This is a genomic window from Saccharicrinis sp. GN24d3, from assembly GCF_052400645.1.
In the GTDB taxonomy this organism is placed as follows: domain Bacteria; phylum Bacteroidota; class Bacteroidia; order Bacteroidales; family Marinilabiliaceae; genus Saccharicrinis.
The window spans coordinates 30,156-50,326 of the sequence record NZ_JBQTGI010000028.1; the positions used below are offsets into that span (position 1 = coordinate 30,156).

Sequence of the window (20,171 nt, forward strand, 5' to 3'; positions counted from 1 at the left end):
GATCAAGTTGTGGGTTTTATGCTTTTATAGTTAAGAATTTATTATTTACTTTGCGGCGTTTTTTGAAAAATTGATATGGATATTGTTGCTAAGTCTGAGGAACTTAAAAGATTAATTGAGAAACATAAATCTTCCGGGAAAAAGATTGGGTTTGTGCCTACCATGGGCGCCTTGCATCAGGGTCATTTAAGTTTGGTTAAAATGGCAGGGGAATGTACCGATGTTGTTGTCGTCAGTGTTTTTGTGAATCCAAACCAATTTAACAATCCCGATGATTTATTGAATTATCCCAGAACTATTGACAACGATATAGCGTTATTAAGTGGTACGGGTTGCGATATTCTTTATCATCCTACCGTTGAGGAGGTATATCCCGAAGAGGATAACAGGGTGTTTGATTTTGGGACGTTGGATAAGGTGATGGAGGGAGCGTGTCGCCCTGGTCACTTTAATGGTGTAGCACAGGTAGTAAGTCGCTTTTTTGATTTGGTGCAGCCGCACAAAGCTTTTTTTGGCCAGAAGGATTTTCAACAGTTGGCCGTTATAAAAGCCATGACCAAAATGTTAAATTACCCTGTCGATATAATTCCTGGAAAAATAGTTCGTGAAAAGGATGGATTGGCGATGAGCTCCCGTAATGTGAGGTTAAATCTTGAACAGCGCAAGGAATCGGTATTGATTTCCAAAACATTATTTGAATCAAAAGAACAAATGAGCACAAAAAATATAAAAGAAGTTATTAATTTTGTGGTCGATAAGATAAACAACTCTGCAATATTGAAATTGGAGTATTTTAATATTGTAGATGGAAATACATTACAACCTGTTGATGATTGGAACGAAAGTGAGTATATTGTAGGTTGTATTGCCGTATTTGCAGATAAAGTAAGATTGATTGATAATTTGATTTACAAAAATTTTCAGGATGTACGTTGAAGTTGTAAAGTCTAAGCTACATAATGTTTCCGTTACTGAGGCTAACCTTAATTACGTGGGAAGTATTACCATTGATGAAGATTTGATGGACGAAGCCAACATAATTGAAAACGAAAAAGTACAGGTAGTAAACAATAACAATGGTGAACGTTTGGAAACCTATGTTATTAAAGGAGAGAGAGGTTCTGGTGTGATTTGCTTGAACGGAGCCGCGGCCAGAAAAGTGGCGGTAGGTGATGTGATCATTATTATTACCTATGCCATGATGGAGCTCGACGAAGCCAAAGGATTTAAACCTAAGTTTGTATTTCCGCACACAGAAACAAACATGCTGGTGTAAAAGATTGTTTCAGATAAACCCCGGTGCTTCCGGGGTTTGCTATTTATAGGAAGTCCCTAAAATATCACCTAACCATAGAAAGTTAATACAATGTAATTACTCCCTTTGTTTGGCACAGATTAAAAAAATTAACGCAGAATATTGGTTTCCAGAAGAAAACCTTTAACATCTTTGCTGTAATATTCTGATTGTTACGTCAGGATCTGTGGGCAAAAGAGAAATCATCATATTTTCAACCCCTGATTCACAAAAGTATGTCAGAAGTTTCATTTAAGTCAAAAATTGTAGATGCAGGTAAGGCTGCCGAAATAGTTCGCCAATGGCAGTTGGACAGCGAAAAAGTGGTGTTTACGAATGGTTGTTTCGATATCGTGCATCGCGGCCATGTAGAATATTTGGCTAAAGCGGCAGAAAAGGGAAACCGGTTATTGTTAGGTTTGAATACCGATAGCTCTGTGAGCAGGATCAAAGGTCCAGCGCGCCCTATTGTTGATCAGGAAAGTAGGGCCATAGTACTTGCGGCGTTCGAGTTTATTGATTTAATTGTGTTTTTTGATGAAGACACGCCTTACGAATTAATAAAAACAGTTCAGCCCGATGTGTTGGTGAAAGGAGCCGATTACAAAGTGGAAGATATTGTGGGGTACGATATAGTCAGTGGCAGAGGAGGATCGGTTGAAACCATCACCTTTGTGGATGGGTTCTCAACTACCGATATTATCGACAAGATCGCCCAGGAAAAAAAGGAGCGGTAAGCCGTTGCCGGAATCAGTTTGCAGTAGCACAGGTTCTTCCCTTTTTGCCTGAACAGAAGAAGAAACCGGATGTATGCGGAGGAATGGGGATCGAAGAAAAAAATACGTCAACATTTCTTATGGACGTACACAGTGTCAATTGCTTTCTGGAATGCCGATTCCCGAATATCTTCTGATCTATTATTTATAATCTAAAAGTTTGATTTACATGGCCAAAACTAAATCTGTATTTGTCTGCCAAAACTGTGGAACGGAATCGCCTAAATGGGTAGGTAAGTGTAACGCATGTGGGCAATGGAACACCTATGTGGAAGAGGTTGTGGTTAAATCCAATGCCAAAACAGCTTCAACGCAAAATTTCTTTGAGACCGTTGCCACTAAGCCAGAACTAATAAAAGACGTTCCTATTTCGGACTTGCCAAGGATAAACACTTCAAATATTGAGTTGGATAGAGTGCTTGGTGGCGGTATGGTGCCGGGGTCGTTGATATTGGTAGGAGGAGAACCGGGTATTGGAAAATCAACCTTGGTTTTGCAGATGGCATTGCGAATTGGTTCTAAAAAGGTGCTTTATGTTTCCGGGGAGGAAAGTCCGCAGCAAATTAAGTTAAGGGCGGATAGAATCCATCAGGGAAGTGAGAACTGTTTGGTGGTTAGCGAAACTTCGATGGAAAAGATACTCGGTCATATTAAAAATGTGGACCCGGATTTATTGGTTGTGGATTCCATTCAAACACTAAGCAGTGGGAGTATGGAGTCATTACCGGGAAGTGTTTCTCAAATACGGGAATGTACAGGATCCATATTGAGGGTGGCCAAGGAAACAAATTTGCCCGTAGTTTTAATAGGGCATATCAACAAAGAAGGGAATCTGGCGGGGCCAAAAGTATTGGAACATATGGTAGATGTGGTGCTTCAATTTGAAGGTGACCGTAACCATATGTACCGAATTTTAAGGTCGATTAAAAACCGCTTCGGTTCAACCGCTGAGATCGGAATTTTTGAAATGCTGGGGAATGGGCTTCGTGAAGTAACCAACCCTTCCGAATTGTTATTGTCTCATCATCACGATAATCTGAGTGGCGTGGCTATTTCTGCCGCCATAGAAGGGATGCGGCCATTCTTAATTGAAACACAGGCCTTGGTGAGCACCGCAGCCTACGGAACGCCACAACGTTCTGCTACTGGTTTCGACTTGCGAAGATTAAATATGTTATTGGCTGTTTTGGAAAAAAGAGCGGGCTTTAAATTGGCTGTAAAAGATGTCTTCCTAAATATTGCCGGAGGAATAAAAGTGAATGATCCATCCATCGACTTGGCGGTAGTATCTGCCATACTTTCGTCCAATATTGATATTCCGGTTTCTCCCAATATTTGCATGGCTGGCGAAGTGGGCCTTTCCGGTGAGATTCGTCCCGTAACACGAATAGAGCAACGAATAGGTGAGGCCTCCAAGCTTGGTTTTGAACAAATCATCATACCGAAATTTACCAAGGGATTGGATATTGAAAAATACGATATTCAGGTAACGCAAGTAAGCAAGTTGGAAGAAGCTTTTAAGTTGTTGTTTGCATAACCCGAGGGCATTCTTTCAAAACAAAACCCTCGGTTATATCCTATATATCATGTTTCCCTGCCGACGTCGCACGGTTCATTATCCATTATCACTCCAACATTAAACCCGCCATATACATTAGAAATTCTATTACACATTGAAAATACTTTAAAACAAGACACTTCGTTGCATCACTTCAACTCACCAGAACAATACTCCCAAAAGTAATCGGGACAAGTTATGCCTCGTTTTAGTAATGCCTTGTTTTATGGTACTTGCAATGCTCATGACGAACCTCCAATCCATAATCCGGGTTAAAAGAATTCCGACTCGTCGCCATTGGTATACGTTTCTTCCTCCTCTTCTTCTTCCGTCAAAGGTTTATTGTCTTCGTCACAATCCAATACCAGGTTAAAGTTCATAGGCTCCTCAAAAACATCTTCCTCGGTTATGTTCAATGATTCGTCGGCGTATACCTGTTTCATATACAATGCCCAGATAGGCAGAGCCATGTTGGCTCCCTGTCCCAGTCTGATACCGTCAAAGTGAATATCCCTGTCTTCGCCACCCACCCAAATTCCGGTGGCAAGATTTGGGGTAACTCCGATAAACCAACCGTCGGAATGGTTTTGTGTGGTACCTGTTTTTCCGGCAATTTGTCCCGTAAACTCGTAGGTGTAACGCAGTCTTGTGCCGGTACCACCGTTGACAACTCCCTGTAACAGGTTAAGCATCAAAAATGCCGTATGCTCGCTGATTACTTCTTTCTTTTTAGGTGTAAATTGCCCAATGACGTTGCCGTATCGATCTACGATTCTCGAAATCATCATCGGTTCAATGCGTACACCTTTGTTGGCAAACGTGCTGTAGGCACTCACCATCTCGTTTAACGAGAAGTCTGGAATTCCCAGGCAGAGCGAAGGTACTGCGTCCATAGGGCTTAGTATTCCCAATTCATGAATCATGTCCCTAACCGCCTCCGGATTGTATTGCTTCATTACCCAGGCCGATATATTGTTGTTTGAATTGGCCAAGCCCCATTTTAAGGTAACCATCTCTCCTTTTCGACGCTTACCTCCATCGCGGGGAGTCCAGGTTTTTCCATCAGGTAAAACAAAGGTTTGAGGTATATTCGGTACCAGGTCGCAGGGGGTGTGCCCTTCCTGCATGGCCAGGGTATACACAAGAGGTTTAATGGTTGAACCCACCTGGCGTTTACCTTTGGTGGCCATGTCGTACATGAAATATTTAAAGTTGGGGCCGCCAACATAAGCTTTCACATGACCGTTACGCGGATCGATGGAGAAAAGGCTGGCACGCAAATAGTGTTTGATATGTATTATTGAATCCAGTGGGGTCAATACCGTATCTTTTTCGCCTTCCCAGGTGAATATCTGCATGTCAACAGGTGTTTTAAAAGCTTTCATAATCGAATCTCTTTTAATGCCTGCTTTTCTCATAATCCGGTACCTTTCCGAATTTCGGATAGCCTTGTTGATGATGCTTTCGTATTGCTCATCAGTAATTTCATGGGTAAAGGGAGCCCTGGACCTTCCTTTCTTTTCCTGGAAGAAAGCTTTTTGCAGATTGTTGGCCAGATGGTCTTTTAAAGCATTCTCGGCATAGGTTTGCATTTTATAATTTACGGTAGTGTAAATTTTTAAACCATCTCTGTAAATATTATATTTGGTTCCGTCGGGTTTTAAGTTCTTGTTGGTAAAGCCGTACATCGGATTGTTTTCCCACTCAATACTATCGGCAATAAATTTATTGTTTAAATACGATGGATAATTTGCCCTTTCCGGTTTGTGGGCGTTTAAGGTTAAACGGATGTATTCGCGAAAATACGGGGCGACACCCTCCTTATGGTCTCGTCTTCTGAATTTTAAGGTTAGCGGAATGTTCCTCAGTGAATCGTATTCCACTTCGCTGATAAACTGCGCCTTGCGCATCTGATCTAAAACCACATTGCGTCTAAATTCTGTGGTATCTTTTCTTCTGATGGGGTTGAAAAGGGCAGGGTTTTTAAGCATTCCGACCAGTACTGCGGCCTCTTCAATTTTAATGGAATCCGTTGTGGCACCGAAAAAAGTTTGGGCAGCCGACTGAATTCCATAGGCATCATATATGTAACCTACCTTGTTGAGGTACATGGTTAATATCTCGTTCTTGGTGTAACTGCGTTCCAGTTTTACCGCAATAACCCATTCGTTTAGTTTTTGTAATCCTCGTTCCCAAATATTTTTTGCGGGTTCATGAAACAGAAGTTTCGCCAACTGTTGCGTGATAGTACTGCCACCACCTGATCCTTTGTCGCCCATAATAACGGTTCTAACAGCAACCCTTGCCAACCCTCTCGGGTCAACCCCGGAGTGATCGTAAAAACGTAAATCCTCGGTGGCAATAAGAGCGTTGACAATATATGGCGAAAGTTCTTCGAAATCGACAAAGGTCCTGTTTTCTATGGCAAAGTTACCCAATACTTTATGGTCCTCCGAAATGATTTCGGTGGCCAGACTGTTTTTGGGATTCTCCAATTCTTCAAACGAAGGCATTACGCCTAAATAGCCCAGAGCTATTAAAAAAAATAAAAGAAATATTAAAAGTAAGCCTGCCAATATGCTTCCCCAAAACCATTTAAGCAGTCTTTTGATTCCTTTGTTGTTAGTGCGCATAATTGTTGTTTGTTGAAAATTTGCGGTAAAATTAGCAATTTTAGTAATACCTGCATTTTTAATGCCATTTTAATATTCATAAACGCAGAATAGTTGTCGAAAGTTATGATCAAGAGTAGATTTCTTGTTTCTATGTTAAACATTAATATTACTTTATAAAGGGAACCTATTTTAGTATTGTAAGGATAATTTTTTAAATTTGACGCCTTTAACAACGGTATGGCGGGCATGGATTAAATCCCATGCTTTAATGTGTTATTGCTAATTGCCTTGTTTAGAGTGATGTGTAGATATAATTGAGCGTTAATATATTATAGTAGATGGCAAAAAAAAGTAGTATTAGTGAAGAGAACTTGGTGATTGTCGAGTCTCCTGCCAAAGCAAAAACCATTGAAAAATTTTTGGGCAAGAATTTCCTTGTGAAGTCAAGCTACGGGCATATTCGCGACTTGGCTAAAAAGGATTTCGGTATCGATATAGCCAATAACTACTTACCCACCTATGTAGTTTCGGATGATAAAAAAGAGGTGGTCAAAGAGTTGAAGAAGTTGGCGAAGGATGTTAAAACAGTTTGGCTCGCCTCGGATGAGGACCGAGAAGGGGAAGCTATTGCATGGCATCTGTATGATGAATTGGGCTTAACACCTGAAAATACTAAAAGAATTGTTTTTCATGAGATAACAAAATCTGCCATTTTAAATGCAGTTGAAAATCCCAGAGACATAAATATTAACCTGGTAAATGCCCAGCAAGCACGAAGGGTGTTGGACAGGTTAGTGGGGTTTGAACTTTCTCCGGTTCTTTGGAAAAAAGTAAAGCCTTCCTTGTCTGCTGGTCGCGTGCAATCCGTAACGGTGCGATTGATTGTTGAGCGCGAAAGGGAAATATTTGCCTTTAAGCCGGAATCGTCATATCGCGTTACAGCCGTGTTTATCGTAACCGACGCTGACGGAAAAGTTTCGGAGATGAAAGCAGACCTGTCGAAGCGTTTTGCCACGTTTGAAGAAACTGAGGCATTCCTCAATAAATGTAACAAGGCTCACTTTAAAGTGTCCGATATTACCAAAAAGCCGCTAAAGAAAACGCCGGCTGCTCCGTTTACTACATCAACATTACAACAGGAAGCGAGCAGGAAACTTGGATTCTCGGTAGGGCATACCATGTCGGTGGCTCAAAAGTTGTACGAAGCGGGGAAGATAACCTACATGCGTACCGACTCCGTGAATTTGGCTGATACAGCACTTAAAATGGCGAGTGACCAAATTACAGGGGTAATGGGTGAGGAGTACCTAAAAATCAGAAAATATCAAACCAAGAGTAAGGGGGCGCAAGAGGCTCACGAAGCTATCCGTCCTACTTACCTGGACAAGCCAACGGTTTCGGGTTCTCAACAAGAGCAAAAGTTGTATGAGCTTATTTGGAAACGCACCATTGCTTCGCAGATGAGTGATGCCCAGTTGGAGAAAACAACGGTTCAAATTAAGGCGGATGGTGTAGCTGAACATTTTGTGGCTACCGGGGAGGTCATCAAATTCGATGGTTTCTTAAAGGTGTACATGCAGTCAACGGAAAATGAGGGGGAAAATGAAGGAGATGAAGATTCGGGCCTGTTGCCGCCAATGAAAGTAGGTGATGCGTTGGCTTATGAGGTCATTGAGGCCCGGGAAAGGTGGAGCCAGAAGCCGGCTCGCTACTCGGAAGCTTCCTTGGTGAAAAAACTGGAAGATCTCGGCATCGGTCGTCCTTCCACTTATGCGCCAACTATTTCTACGGTACAAAATAGGGGATACGTTGTTAAAGAGGAGCGAGAGGGTAAAGAACGGCCTTACCAATACCTGGCTTTAAAAAATAACGAGGTGGTTTCCGAGCAAAAGACAGAAATTACGGGTGCCGAAAGAAATAAATTGTTTCCTACGGATGTGGGAATGGTGGTGAACGATTTCTTGATGAAGTATTTCCCGAATATCGTAAGCTACGACTTTACGGCAAAGGTGGAGATGGAATTCGACGAGATTTCCCTGGGTAAAATAGTGTGGAACGAATCTATCGACGAATTCTACAAAAGTTTCCATCGGCAGGTTGAAGAAACCTTGGAAACATCTGAACGAAATACAGGGGAACGCCAGCTGGGTGAAGATCCTAAAACGGGTAAACCGGTCATCGTGAAAATTGGGCGATATGGTCCAATGGCGCAATTGGGCGAGAGCAGTGAAGACGAAGATGTGGAAAAGCCAAAGTTTGCATCTTTGCAAAGAGGGCAGCATTTGGAAACGATAACCTTGGAAGAGGCGCTTAAACTATTTGATCTCCCGCGCGATTTAGGACTTTACGAGGATAAAAAAGTGGTGGTCGGAATTGGTCGGTTTGGTCCGTATGTACGTCACGACGGCAAATTTGTTTCCCTTAAAAAGGGGATAGACGATCCTTTGGAAATAGAATTGGATCGAGCCATTACTCTTATTGAGGAAAAAAGAAAAGCAGATAGAGAGAAGTTTATCAAGAGTTTCGACGAAGATCCGGAAATACAGATATTGAACGGCCGATGGGGACCATACATATCTTACCAAAAAAAGAACTATAAAATTCCAAAGAACACCGATCCTCAAAAACTAACGTTTGACGATTGCCAAAAGCTGATAAAAGATGGCGGTAAGAAACCTGCCAAAAAAGCTGCGGCCAAGAAGACAACAACAAAAACAGCTGCAAAAAAGACAGCTGCTAAAAAGACTACGACCAAAAAAACAACTAAAAAATAATTCGGAAAAAACATAGAAGTGCAGCTGAGCGATTTTTTTGACCCAATTCCTGAACCACAGGCACATAATATATATATGCCCGAAGAAGATAGTCTGAAACATCAAATTAAATATGGTGTTGTCGGGGATTATTGCGAGGAAGTGCTTTTAAATTTCGAAGTTGCCATAATAGGGATTCAAGACGGGAAAAGGCCTTCCGGGAACAAGGGAGGTGAAGATGCCGGCAGCGTAATTCGGGGTAATCTGGTGGGATTAAGGAGTATTCCAAAATCGTTGCGGATAATTGATCTGGGCAATATAAAAGGAAAAACGATAAACGACCGGTACTTTGCCATTTGCGAAGTGCTTGAAATACTTTCTTCGTTAGGCATTGTAGTGGTGATTGTAGGAGGAGGTCAGGATTATGTTTTGCCTTTGGTGAAAGGTATAGTTGCGCATCAAAAGGAGCTGGCCATTTCTATTATTGATGCCAGGTTAGATTTTAATATAACAGGTTCCGACTTTAGCGGCCAAACTTTTCTGACAAAACTGGCCAAAGACTATAATGAAAATATTTACGAGTTAAACCTGATTGGCGGACAAAAATATTTGATAGGTGAAAGTCAGGACGCGAAGCTAGCAGATCTACATTGGGAATGTACACGCCTTAGGGATATCAGGAATGAAAATATGGCTGCGGCGGAGCCATTATTGAGGGATGCTGATTTGGTTAGCTTTGATGTTGGGGCTATACAAAAAGAATATATGCCGTACTTTTCAAATATAAACGTCAACGGCCTTACGGGGTATGATGCTTGTCGATTGGCATGGTATGCTGGTGTTGGAGACAGCTTAAAGGTGTTTTGCCTTCAGGAATATAACCCAAAATTGGACAAATCGGGCAAAGGAGCCATGCTTTGTGCAGAAATAATTTGGCATTTATTAGACGGTATATCGCAGAATATGAGCGGTTTGACTATGGAAGGAGTAGGCGGGTGTAAAATTTCTGTGGTTCATTTACAAGATTTTGACATAGACATACGTTTCTATTCAAACAGAGTTAATAACCGATGGTGGATTGAAGTGCCATGGAAGAACGGGGTTAAAATGTTGGCTTGCGATGAAAAAGAATACCTTTTGGCTAAGAATGGAGAATTGCCCGATAAATGGTGGAGATTCTTTCAAAATGATATTTAGCAATAAGTTGGCTATACAAAAAAATAACATGATTAACGCATAAAAACGAAACCTTTATAATTGAAATAAAGTATACGAACTCGGTTTTTAATCGCAAAATGCATGGGGTTTAAAAGGTAAACTTCAGTTTTATAGTAAGATATAGGAGGCGGTGAAAACAGGAGTTCTTTGAGTTTTTTATAACTGGAATAAATGTTTAGGAGAATTCTGATTTTTGTTATATTTTGTGCAATTGCAAAAAATGTTCATGCGCAATATGATCCGCAGTTTAGCCAGAATATGTTTAATAAACTGGCCGTTAACCCGGGATTTGCAGGAACTAGCGAAAGTATGAATCTGATAGCATTAAACAGGAATCAGTGGACCGGAAACCTAGCCATAAAAACAACGGTTTTTAGCGGTGACATGCCGGTCAAGTTTTTTAATTTAAATTCCGGGATAGGTTTAAATTTCATCAACGATGAAATCGGAAATTTCACCAACCTTACCATGAATTTGAATTATGCCTTAAAGTTTGAATTGGATAAAGGAACATTATCGGTCGGCTTAAATTTTGGTTTGTTAAATCAAAGTCTAAAAGCGTTGTGGACACTGGATGCTATTGAAGGTGACTACTATAACCCGAGTGATCCTAATGTTCCGGCCGCAGATGTTAGCGGTTCGGCTTTTGATATGGGAATTGGCGTATATTATAAAGAAAATAAATATTATCTGGGAGCCTCATTATCACACCTTAATAGCCCGGAAGCCAACTTTAAGGAAGAATTTAATTTTAAAACAACTGGAACATTTTACCTCTTAGGAGGGTATAACCATAAAATTGAGGATACATCGTATGAATTGCTGCCTTCACTTTTTTACAAAACGGATGGCAAAAGTTTTCAGGTAGATGTAAACACATTGGTGAGATATAAAAGAAGATATTGGGGAGGAATCACCTATCGTTTTCAAGATGCAATTGTATTGTTAGCGGGGATTGAAATGAAAAACGGAGTAAGGTTTGGTTACAGTTATGACATAACTACATCGGCCATGGCTTCAACGGGCTACGGAGGAACGCATGAGCTGATGGTGGGATATAATTTGGATATTGATTTTGACAAACGAACAAAACGCTATAAAAGCGTTAGATATTTATAGTAGGCAAATAAAAATTTAAAATACCGATAGTCTTAAATATTATGAAGAAAGTACTAGCTCTTAGTGTCGTTATAGTCGCTATCTTAAGCGGATGCAGTAACTCCGGAGGAGGCGAACTTACCGGAGTAGCTCAAAAGGGTACCTTTTATGAACCGGACCCGTATGGAATGTTATTTATTCCGCAGGGAAGTTTTAACATGGGCCCGAACGATCAGGATGCTGCCTGGTCGTTAACAGCGCAGTCAAAAACCGTGTCTATCCGTTCTTTCTGGATGGACGAAACTGAAATTACCAATACCGAATACCGTCAGTATATCAATTGGGTCAGGGATTCGATAGCAAGAATGCTTTTGGGGGATCAGTTCGATGAGTTTGTGATTGCGGAGGATGAGTACGGAAACGAAATAGACCCGCCTTTCTTAAACTGGGACGAACCTATTGAGTGGGATAACGAAGAGTATGCCGAGATTCTTGACGAGATGTTCTTGCCTGAAAACGAAAGATTCTTCCGTAGAAAGGAAATCGATTCAAGAAAATTAATCTACGAGTACGAGTGGGTGGATATGCAACAGGCCGCAAAAAAAACCAACCGTTATAACTTTGAAACAAAGCAATATGAAGGCTCGGTTTATAATCAGCTTGGCGAAGAGGAAAATATTAGGGACCGTTCTGCGTTTATAATGAAAGATAATGTGAATGTTTATCCGGATACATTATGTTGGATAGCCGACTTTACCTATTCATTCAACGAACCCTGGACCGAGAAGTATTTCTGGCACGTTGGTTTCTTTGAATATCCAGTTGTAGGTATAACGCACCAACAAGCTACAGCATTTACTATTTGGAGATCTCGTTTTATGAACAATTATCTTGTGAGTAAGGGAGAACCGGAAGTAATGGAATACAGACTTCCAACAGAAACGGAGTGGGAATACGCTTCAAGAGGTGGATTGGAAAATCAAATGTATCCTTGGGGTGGAATGTATACGCGTAACGATAAAGGATGTTTTCTGGCTAACTTTAAACCTTTAAGAGGTCGTTATGCCGATGATGGTGGTAACACAGCTATGGCGGTTGCTTCGTATGCGCCAAACGATTTTGGTTTATACGACATGTCAGGTAATGTGGCAGAGTGGACCTCAAGCGCTTTTGATGAGTCAGCTTATAGTTTCACTCACGATTTTAACCCAACTTACAAGTACAACGCCTTACCGGACGATCCGCACGTAATGAAAAGAAAAGTGATTCGTGGTGGATCATGGAAGGATGTAGGTTATTTCCTACAGTGCGGTACCAGGACGTACGAATACCAGGATTCGGCAAAATCGTTTATCGGGTTCCGTTGCGTTAGAGATTATATTGGGGACTAAGTATATAAGATGAAAACAAATGTCCTTAAACTATTGAGTAAAATAACAGATTAACACAATTGAATTATGACTATTACCGAATTTGTTGAAAGCCCGGCGTACAAAAAGATCATGGCCAAGGTATACGGTTTTGGTGCTGCAATCGTTCTGGCAGGAGCTTTGTTTAAAATAATGCACTACCCGGGAGCAGAGCTTATGTTGCTGGTTGGTATGGGTACTGAGATTATAATTTTTTCGCTATCAGCTTTTGAACCTCCTCATGAAATGCCGGACTGGAGCCTGGTATATCCCGAGTTGGTAGGTCTTGAACCTAATGCAACTCACCATGGCAAAGGTGGAAGTGGTGGAGGGGGAGAGCTTCAGGCACTTATCCAAACAGGAAACATTGATGAAAAGACGGTCACAGAACTATCGGAGGGTATTAAAAAGTTAAGTTCTACCTCATCTCAGCTAGCCGATTTAAGTGATGCATCATTGGCAACACAAAGCTACTTGCAAAATATACAAAATGCATCAGAGTCGGTGGGTAAGTTCGGGAACGTACAAGATAAAACAGCAAAGGCCATCGAAGAGTCAACAAAAGCATTAACACAATCGTATAGTGCTACTGCAAGTGCCATTTCCGAAGCCGGTAATAAAGTAGCCAATGACATGTCAAATTCAGGTAAGCAGTTGATCGATACCTATGCTAAGATGTCAAATAGCATTGAACAGGAAATGGGGGGAATCGCTGATAACAACAAAAAATATAACGATCAGTTATCGGCATTAAACGGAAACCTGGCTTCGATTAATTCAATTTATGAGATGCAGTTAAAAGGATCTAAAGCCCAAGTTGAAGCTACCGATAATGTGAACAGCGGATTGGGCGAAATAAGCGAGTATTTAAAGCAGTCTGTTGAGGGCGCTAAAAATTATAGGGACCAGGTGGCTAACTTAAATAAAACCGTTGGGGAGTTAAATACGATCTACGGAAATATGTTGAGTGCCATGAATGTTGGAGGCCGTTAATTTACTTTTTATATTAATCTTTAGAAGAATAAAGTATGAGTGGCGGAAATTGTCCCGAAACCCCCCGGCAGAAAATGATAGGTATGATGTACCTCTTTTTGACAGCAATGCTCGCATTGAACGTGTCTGGAGAGTTACTGTTAGCATTTGTTTCGCTGGACGAAGGTTTTAACCAAACAAGAGAAACAGTAGAGCGTAAAAACGAAGCGCTTTATAACCAATTTGAGTCAGCGTGGAGTAATAATCCAGTCAAAGCGCAGGATGAATGGGATAAAGCACGGGAAATACAGGGAGCTTCCGATTCGTTGGTAAATCATATTCAGGGCCTTAAGGTTATTTTGGCACAAAAAGTGTCAGGCCCGGAAGCGACACCGGAGAATTACACCGGAATCGATAACCAGGACATTGCGGCTCAGGTTATGATTGTGGAGAAGGCAGGTGCCAAGAGTAAAGAGCTTAAAAAAAGAATGGGTGAATTTAAGGATCTGTTGCTGGGTATGCTTGACGAAAATGACGAAAAGGATACCACTTATATCCAAGCCTACAAAGAAGTTTTTAATACGGAAGATGTAAAAGAAGAAGACGTAAAAAAACCTTGGGAATCCACCAAGTTTGAGCACGTGCCTTTGGCAGCCTCTATGGCCATGCTAAGTAAAATACAAGGGGATATTAGAAATGCGGAAGCCGATATGGTGGCAAATTTAATGAGTGATATTGATAAAGATTCATACAAGTTTGACCAATTGATGCAAGTAGTTAAACCTTTCAAAACAACTATTCTGGAAGGCGAGACCTACAGGGCCGAGCTTTTCATGGCAGCATATGACCCCACCATTGTTCCTAAGATTGAAATTAACGGTAATAAGCTGGGTAATATCAAAAAAGGAAAAGGAATACTTGAACTTAAAAAACCGGTTGGTGAGCATGAGTGGTCCGGTTTTATAAAAATGCCTTCACCGGATGGTTCAACAGAAATACCTTACCCTGTAAAAGGAGAATTTCAGGTGGTAAAACCAAGTGCGGTCATATCCCCCACAAAAATGAACGTTTTTTATGAGGGAGTGGATAACCCGGTAGCCATTTCTGTACCAGGAGTTGCCAGTAATGCGTTAAGAATAACCATGACTAATGTGACACGCCGAGGTGATGGGACCAATTATATTGTGAAACCGAAACCGGGTACCGCCGGTAAAGAGTCTGTGGTTAGTGTAAGTGCAGAAATTGAAGGGAAAACAAAATTCATTGGCAAACAGGAATTCAGGATAAAAAGGGTGCCAGACCCGGTTCCGGAAGTTGCGGGAAAATCAAGTGGTAAAATACGCAAGAACGTATTGCTTGCTCAGTCAGGTGTTTTTGCCGAAATGAAAGATTTCGATTTTGAATTGGAGTATAAGGTCACACGATTTACCGTTTCTGTATTGAAAGGTGGTTATATTGTGGACGAACCCTCTAAGAGTAGCAAGTTCACTCCGCAGCAATTAGAACTAATAAAGGGAATGGCCAGGGGTTCTAAGGTGTCAATCGAAGGCATACGTGCCAAAGGGCCCAGTGGAACGCGCGATTTAGGTACAATAACATTTGTGTTAGATTAAAAAAATATTCGGATACGAGTTAGATAAAATAAAAATACGATAATGAAAAAGTTGTTCTTCTTATTAATTATGTTGGTGGCCTTGGTAGGTAATTCTGCTGTGAAAGCCCAAAATGTGCTGGATGGAATATATCCACCGGAGCATGTTCAAAACCGTAAACCAATTCCTTATCCACATGTGAGAGAAGCCGATGTAATGTGGGCCAAAAAAGTGTGGAGGATTGTGGATTTAAGAGAAAAAATTAACTTGCCGCTGTACTATCCAATCAATACCATGGACAACAGGTTTAGTTTAATTCAGTTATTGATGCACGGCATACAGTATGAGGGATTATCAGCATACTCAACTAAATATGAAGATGAGTTTAAAGTTGAAATGACACTAGACCAGGTAATGTATGAAATGGGAGCTGTAGGTGATACAATGGAAGTACGCCAGGATGACGGTACCTTTGTTGAAAAAGTAGTGGCTGGTGAATTAAGACCTGAAGAAGTAAAACAAATATTGGTTAAAGAGGTATGGTTCTTCGACAGAAATTATTCCAGGTTGGATGTTCGTATCATTGGGCTTTGTCCGATCCGTGAGTATTCAAAAAGTTCCGGTGGAGGGGAAGAGCAAATAGCCAAAAAACAAACGTTCTGGATTTATTTCCCGCAAGCGAGAGATTTGTTTGCTCGAAACGAGGTGTTTAATACAAAAAATGATGCCCAACGCAGAACTTTTGACGATATTTTTATGAAAAGGTATTTCGGTAGTTACATTGTTCGCGAGTCAAACGTGTACAATAACCGAACAATCGACCAGTATGCGGTTGGCATGGAAGCCATGTTGGAATCGGAAAGAATTAAGATGGATATCTTCAATTTCGAACACGACTTGTGGGAGTTTTAAAGCCTACAATGTTCATATATTGATTTATAACGAATGTTCATGTGGGTTAATCGCCCGGTTGCCGCAGGCGATGCCCGGTTTAGTGTGACCCAATTGTAAAGGATTATAATTGGATGTGGCGCGGAAGGGTAGCAAAAAGTAATATTTGTTGTAAATAATTTGGATGAAGAAGAACAAAAAAATGAACCATATAAAAAAGGAGTGCTATTGCACTCCTTTTTTTGTTTAATAATATTTTGATATTACTGGGATTATTTTTTTTCTTGCCCGTATTCGGCAATGATATCCGCCGAAAACTGACGTATCTGTTGTTCGTTTGATTTTGGGCATATCAAAAGGCAATCGTGTGACTCGGCAATAATATAATTGTCTAATCCTTGAATAACTGCCATCTTATGGGCAGGTAGGTTTACTACGCAGTTTTTAGAGTTGTAAGCAAGCACTTTACCCGTGTTTATCGCATTTAGGTTGTCATCTTTAGCCGAGTGCTCATATAGCGACGACCATGTACCTAAATCACTCCATCCGAAATCCGCTGTAAGTACAAATACATTGCTCGCTTTTTCCATAATACCGTAGTCAATAGAAATGTTATCGCAATCGTGGTAAATATCTTTAATGGCTTCCTCTTGATGTTGAGTGCCTATTTTGTCCTCTATACTATCAAACAATATTTTTACATCAGGTAAATGTGTGTTGAAAGCAACCTCAATTGCTTTCAATGTCCAAATAAAAATGCCCGAGTTCCAGAAAAATTCCCCACTTTCAAAAAACACTTTGGCCAACTCCAAGTTTGGTTTTTCCGTAAAAGTCTTCACGGGCTCAATAACACCAAGTTCACTAGGCGAATCATCACTAACTTGAATATATCCGTAACCGGTTTCTGGTCGGTGAGGCTTAATGCCCAATGTTAGCAGTGCATCAAAATTCTGAACAAAGTCTACGCCTTTTGAAATAACCCTTACAAACTCTTCCGGTTTTAGAATAAGATGATCGGCTGGAGTCACTACGATAGAAGCTTCCGGGTTGCGTTTTTTTATCCATGCGTTGGCGTAGGCAATACAAGGAGCAGTGTTTCTCCGGTAAGGTTCCGTGAGTACTTGGTCAGGCGTGAGTTCAGGCAGCTGTTCAAGCACAATTTTCTTATATTCAATACTGGTAACCACCAAAAAGTTTTCTGCCGGACAAATCGGGGTAAACCTGTCAAAAGTTTGCTGAATCAGGGTTTTCCCGGTTCCAAGAATGTCAAGAAATTGTTTAGGGGTTTCCTCTCTGCTGATCGGCCAAAAACGGCTGCCGATCCCGCCTGCCATAATTACACAGTAGGTGTTGTTAGTCATCGTATATTATTATTAATATTTCAATAGCATTTATATTATGTTGGTGAAAATACCTAAAAAGCGCCACAATAAAAACCATTGTGGTTTAGAATTAAAAATTTTTTTACCCTGAATTAAGTTAGTATTTTTATCGCAAATCAAAATATATGGGATTTCTATTTCATTTCGGAAGGTATATCGTATTTTTAAAAAGAGTATTCGCCAGACCCGAAAAAATTGGTATTTTTCTGAAACAGACAATAAAAGAGGCGGAAAGTTTGGGCGTTAACTCGCTGGGCATTGTGTCCATTATTTCTGTATTTATGGGCGCTGTAATTACACTGCAAACGGCTTATAATTTAGATTCGGCTTTTATTCCTAAATATACCATAGGTTATGCTGCTCGACAATCGGTGGTATTGGAATTCTCATCTACCATTGTGGGTCTTATACTAGCCGGAAAGGTGGGTTCCAATATAGCATCGGAGATTGGCAGTATGCGGGTAACCGAGCAAATTGATGCCATTGAAATCATGGGCATTAATTCTTCCTGTCATTTGGTGCTTCCCAAAATAATAGGGATGGTAATTATGATACCCTTCATCACCATCATTAGTATGGGGGTCGGAATCATAGGCGGATGGCTATCTGGCGTTTTGTCAGGTGAAATTATTTCAGCAGATTTTATTTATGGAGCAAGGCTCGATTTTGTTCCGTTTCATGTAGTGTATGCGATGATCAAATCAGTTGTTTTTGCTTTTTTAATTTCATCGATCTCTGCCTATCAAGGGTATCATGTCGAGGGCGGTTCTCTTGAAGTTGGGGTAGCCAGTACAAGGGCTGTTGTTGTTAGTAGTATCCAGATCTTATTATTCAACCTTTTATTAACACAATTGCTATTGGCATGATAGAAGTTAAGAATGTAAATAAAGCCTTTAATGGAAAACAGGTACTGTTTGATATTTCGGCCAGGTTCGAAGCAGGGCAGACAAATCTGATTATCGGACAGAGTGGTCACGGAAAAACAGTATTGCTAAAATCAATTGTCGGACTGCATCAAATTGATTCGGGCCAGATTATTTATGGCGACGAGGTATTTTCCCAAATGTCGCTAAGCGAACAAAAGTCAATTCGAAAAAAAATTGGGATGCTTTTTCAGGGTTCAGCACTCTTCGATTCTTTAACTGTGGAAGAAAATGTGCAGTTCCCGTTGGATATGTTTTCCAATGATTCCCCGGAAGAAAAGCTGGACAGAGTAAATTTCTGCTTAAATAGAGTGAATCTCGAAAATGTGAACCATCTTTATCCATCTGAAATTAGCGGGGGAATGCAAAAGCGTGTGGCCATAGCCAGAGCCATAGCCTTAAATCCCAAATACCTGTTTTGTGACGAACCCAACTCGGGACTGGATCCCAAGACTGCTATTGTTATTGACGAACTTATTTATGAAATCACCAAAGAGTATGGCATTACAACCATCGTAAATACACACGATATGAATTCCGTGATGGCTATTGGCGAAAAAATAATCTATATATATCAAGGCCAGAAACTTTGGGAGGGAAATAAAGATGATATTCTGGTAGCCAAGGAAGAGCAATTAAACGATTTTGTTTTTGCGTCGGAGCTATTTAAACGAATCAAAGAAAATTCATAACTGCTGTTAATGATTGGTGGCCTATGGAAAAACCTGTTCATTCAATTAAAATCGAGGTTCATCATCTTTTAAATATGTTAGGCGCTTCACCAAACGAATGCCAGACATATTTAAAGCAATTTCTGGGTGATGTCCGAGCAATTGAGCGTATTGAATTAGTTTATCCGGTTACTTTAAAAGTTTCAGAACTAAAAACAGAGTTGAAATTTCAAAAATATTGGAAATCGCTTTTCCCCGCTTTGTTCGTTCCAATTAAAATAACTACAAAGTATAAGGCGACATTTGTTAATAGCATAAAACTGAAATGGGCAGGAATAAAATTCAGCATCACTTCCACAAATGAAATAGTGCTGGATTCATATGCATGCGAAAATTTAAGTTTAATACTGCAATTACTAATTCATTTGGAGGAAAATCGTCAGCGTCAAAATCCGGAAAAACCTGCATTAAATTCAACAACCGCCTATTTAAAAGATAAGTTGGGGCATTCCTATAGCGAAGGAGAGCTAATTGACTTCATCGATTTAATATACGATCAGTACAAGCATACTAATATTTCAGTAAAAGATTTTCGGAATGTGTTCCGGTGTTTTGGCGTACATACCGAGGATATTGCCAATGAAGCCTTCGATTATTATATAGAATCCAAGAACACGGTAAAAGCCTGGAGAAGATCTGTTGAAGAATATTTAAAAAACAAGGTGAATGTAGAAGATAGAGTCACAAAGCAAATAGGGGCTCTTCTAATTTCCGAAAATTAAAACAGCGATCTTTCAGTATCCAAATTTCTTTTTTCCACCGTTCCGCTCCCAGGGGCATTCCCCTTGCGGAGGCCGCAAGGCGCATCCTGTCAGCCTGTTGCGAAAAAATACCCGGGAGGCATGGCCCGGTCCGGCCAATCCGTAACCTTATGGAGGTGCGGGGCGTTCCCCGGCTGTGGGAAAACCCCGGGCGTGGCTTCGGGAAAATAATCTAAAAATATTTATCGAGGTTAACCC

General features: G+C 40.6%; 16 protein-coding genes. 14 read left to right on the forward strand and 2 right to left on the reverse strand.

The annotated features are described in order from the left end of the window. Positions 1-75: 75 nt before the first annotated feature. The 4 genes from panC (at position 76) to radA (ending at position 3,607) form a co-directional block, all read left to right on the forward strand. Positions 76-936: a pantoate--beta-alanine ligase gene (gene panC, locus ACT29I_RS22465; RefSeq protein ID WP_430934914.1), complete on the forward strand. Its 861-nt coding sequence runs from the start codon at positions 76-78 to the stop codon at positions 934-936. Continuing rightward, a complete protein-coding gene (panD, locus tag ACT29I_RS22470) occupies positions 926-1,276 on the forward strand; it encodes an aspartate 1-decarboxylase (RefSeq protein ID WP_430934913.1) in 351 nt (116 codons plus the stop codon). The genes panC and panD overlap by 11 nt, the downstream gene beginning before the upstream one ends. 254 nt (positions 1,277-1,530) lie before the next feature. Continuing rightward, positions 1,531-2,031, forward strand: a complete 501-nt coding sequence (gene rfaE2 / locus ACT29I_RS22475; RefSeq protein WP_444794474.1) for a D-glycero-beta-D-manno-heptose 1-phosphate adenylyltransferase — start codon at positions 1,531-1,533, stop codon at positions 2,029-2,031. 208 nt (positions 2,032-2,239) lie between these two features. Next, on the forward strand, positions 2,240-3,607 hold the full coding sequence (gene radA, locus ACT29I_RS22480; RefSeq protein ID WP_444794475.1) for a DNA repair protein RadA: 1,368 nt from the start codon (positions 2,240-2,242) through the stop codon (positions 3,605-3,607). A gap of 293 nt (positions 3,608-3,900) precedes the next feature. Here radA and ACT29I_RS22485 read toward each other — a convergent pair whose 3' ends face one another. Continuing rightward, complete coding sequence (locus ACT29I_RS22485; protein WP_444794476.1) at positions 3,901-6,261, reverse strand: transglycosylase domain-containing protein; 2,361 nt, start codon at positions 6,259-6,261, stop codon at positions 3,901-3,903. 320 nt (positions 6,262-6,581) lie between these two features. Here ACT29I_RS22485 and topA point away from each other — a divergent pair, with 320 nt between their 5' ends. The 7 genes from topA to porN all read left to right on the forward strand — a co-directional run bounded on the left by topA (position 6,582) and on the right by porN (position 16,197). After that, positions 6,582-9,017, forward strand: coding sequence for a type I DNA topoisomerase (gene topA, locus ACT29I_RS22490; RefSeq protein WP_430934909.1), 2,436 nt, complete (start codon positions 6,582-6,584; stop codon positions 9,015-9,017). Positions 9,018-9,035: 18 nt separating this feature from the next. Next, positions 9,036-10,193 carry an arginase family protein gene (locus ACT29I_RS22495; protein ID WP_444794477.1) on the forward strand — a complete coding sequence of 386 codons (1,158 nt, stop codon included), beginning with the start codon at positions 9,036-9,038 and terminating at the stop codon, positions 10,191-10,193. Positions 10,194-10,385: 192 nt separating this feature from the next. After that, entirely contained in the window at positions 10,386-11,333 is a 948-nt protein-coding gene (locus tag ACT29I_RS22500; RefSeq protein ID WP_444794478.1) for a PorP/SprF family type IX secretion system membrane protein, read from the forward strand. A 41-nt stretch (positions 11,334-11,374) separates the two neighbouring features. Beyond that, entirely contained in the window at positions 11,375-12,703 is a 1,329-nt protein-coding gene (porK, locus tag ACT29I_RS22505; RefSeq protein ID WP_430934906.1) for a type IX secretion system lipoprotein PorK/GldK, read from the forward strand. A 66-nt stretch (positions 12,704-12,769) separates the two neighbouring features. Next, positions 12,770-13,714 carry a type IX secretion system motor protein PorL/GldL gene (gene porL / locus ACT29I_RS22510; protein ID WP_430934905.1) on the forward strand — a complete coding sequence of 315 codons (945 nt, stop codon included), beginning with the start codon at positions 12,770-12,772 and terminating at the stop codon, positions 13,712-13,714. Positions 13,715-13,749: 35 nt separating this feature from the next. After that, positions 13,750-15,306, forward strand: a complete 1,557-nt coding sequence (gene porM / locus ACT29I_RS22515) for a type IX secretion system motor protein PorM/GldM (RefSeq protein WP_430934904.1) — start codon at positions 13,750-13,752, stop codon at positions 15,304-15,306. 42 nt (positions 15,307-15,348) lie between these two features. Beyond that, a complete protein-coding gene (gene porN / locus ACT29I_RS22520; RefSeq protein ID WP_430934903.1) occupies positions 15,349-16,197 on the forward strand; it encodes a type IX secretion system ring protein PorN/GldN in 849 nt (282 codons plus the stop codon). A gap of 251 nt (positions 16,198-16,448) precedes the next feature. Here the strand turns inward: porN and ACT29I_RS22525 are convergent, their stop codons facing one another. Then, positions 16,449-17,537 (reverse strand): mannose-1-phosphate guanylyltransferase, encoded by a 1,089-nt coding sequence (locus ACT29I_RS22525; protein WP_430934902.1) that lies wholly within the window; start codon positions 17,535-17,537, stop codon positions 16,449-16,451. Positions 17,538-17,683: 146 nt separating this feature from the next. On the opposite strand from ACT29I_RS22525, the gene ACT29I_RS22530 reads away from it, so the two are divergent. Genes ACT29I_RS22530 through ACT29I_RS22540 form a run of 3 tightly spaced genes read left to right on the forward strand, consistent with a single transcriptional unit; the run spans position 17,684 to position 19,934 of the window. Continuing rightward, the gene (locus ACT29I_RS22530) at positions 17,684-18,424 is read left to right on the forward strand and encodes an MlaE family ABC transporter permease (RefSeq protein WP_430934901.1); all 741 of its coding nucleotides are present in this window, start codon (positions 17,684-17,686) and stop codon (positions 18,422-18,424) included. Beyond that, entirely contained in the window at positions 18,421-19,173 is a 753-nt protein-coding gene (locus ACT29I_RS22535; protein ID WP_430934900.1) for an ABC transporter ATP-binding protein, read from the forward strand. Before ACT29I_RS22530 ends, ACT29I_RS22535 begins: the two co-directional genes overlap by 4 nt. Positions 19,174-19,196: 23 nt before the next feature. Beyond that, entirely contained in the window at positions 19,197-19,934 is a 738-nt protein-coding gene (locus ACT29I_RS22540) for a hypothetical protein (RefSeq protein WP_430934899.1), read from the forward strand. The last annotated feature ends 237 nt before the right edge of the window (positions 19,935-20,171 follow it).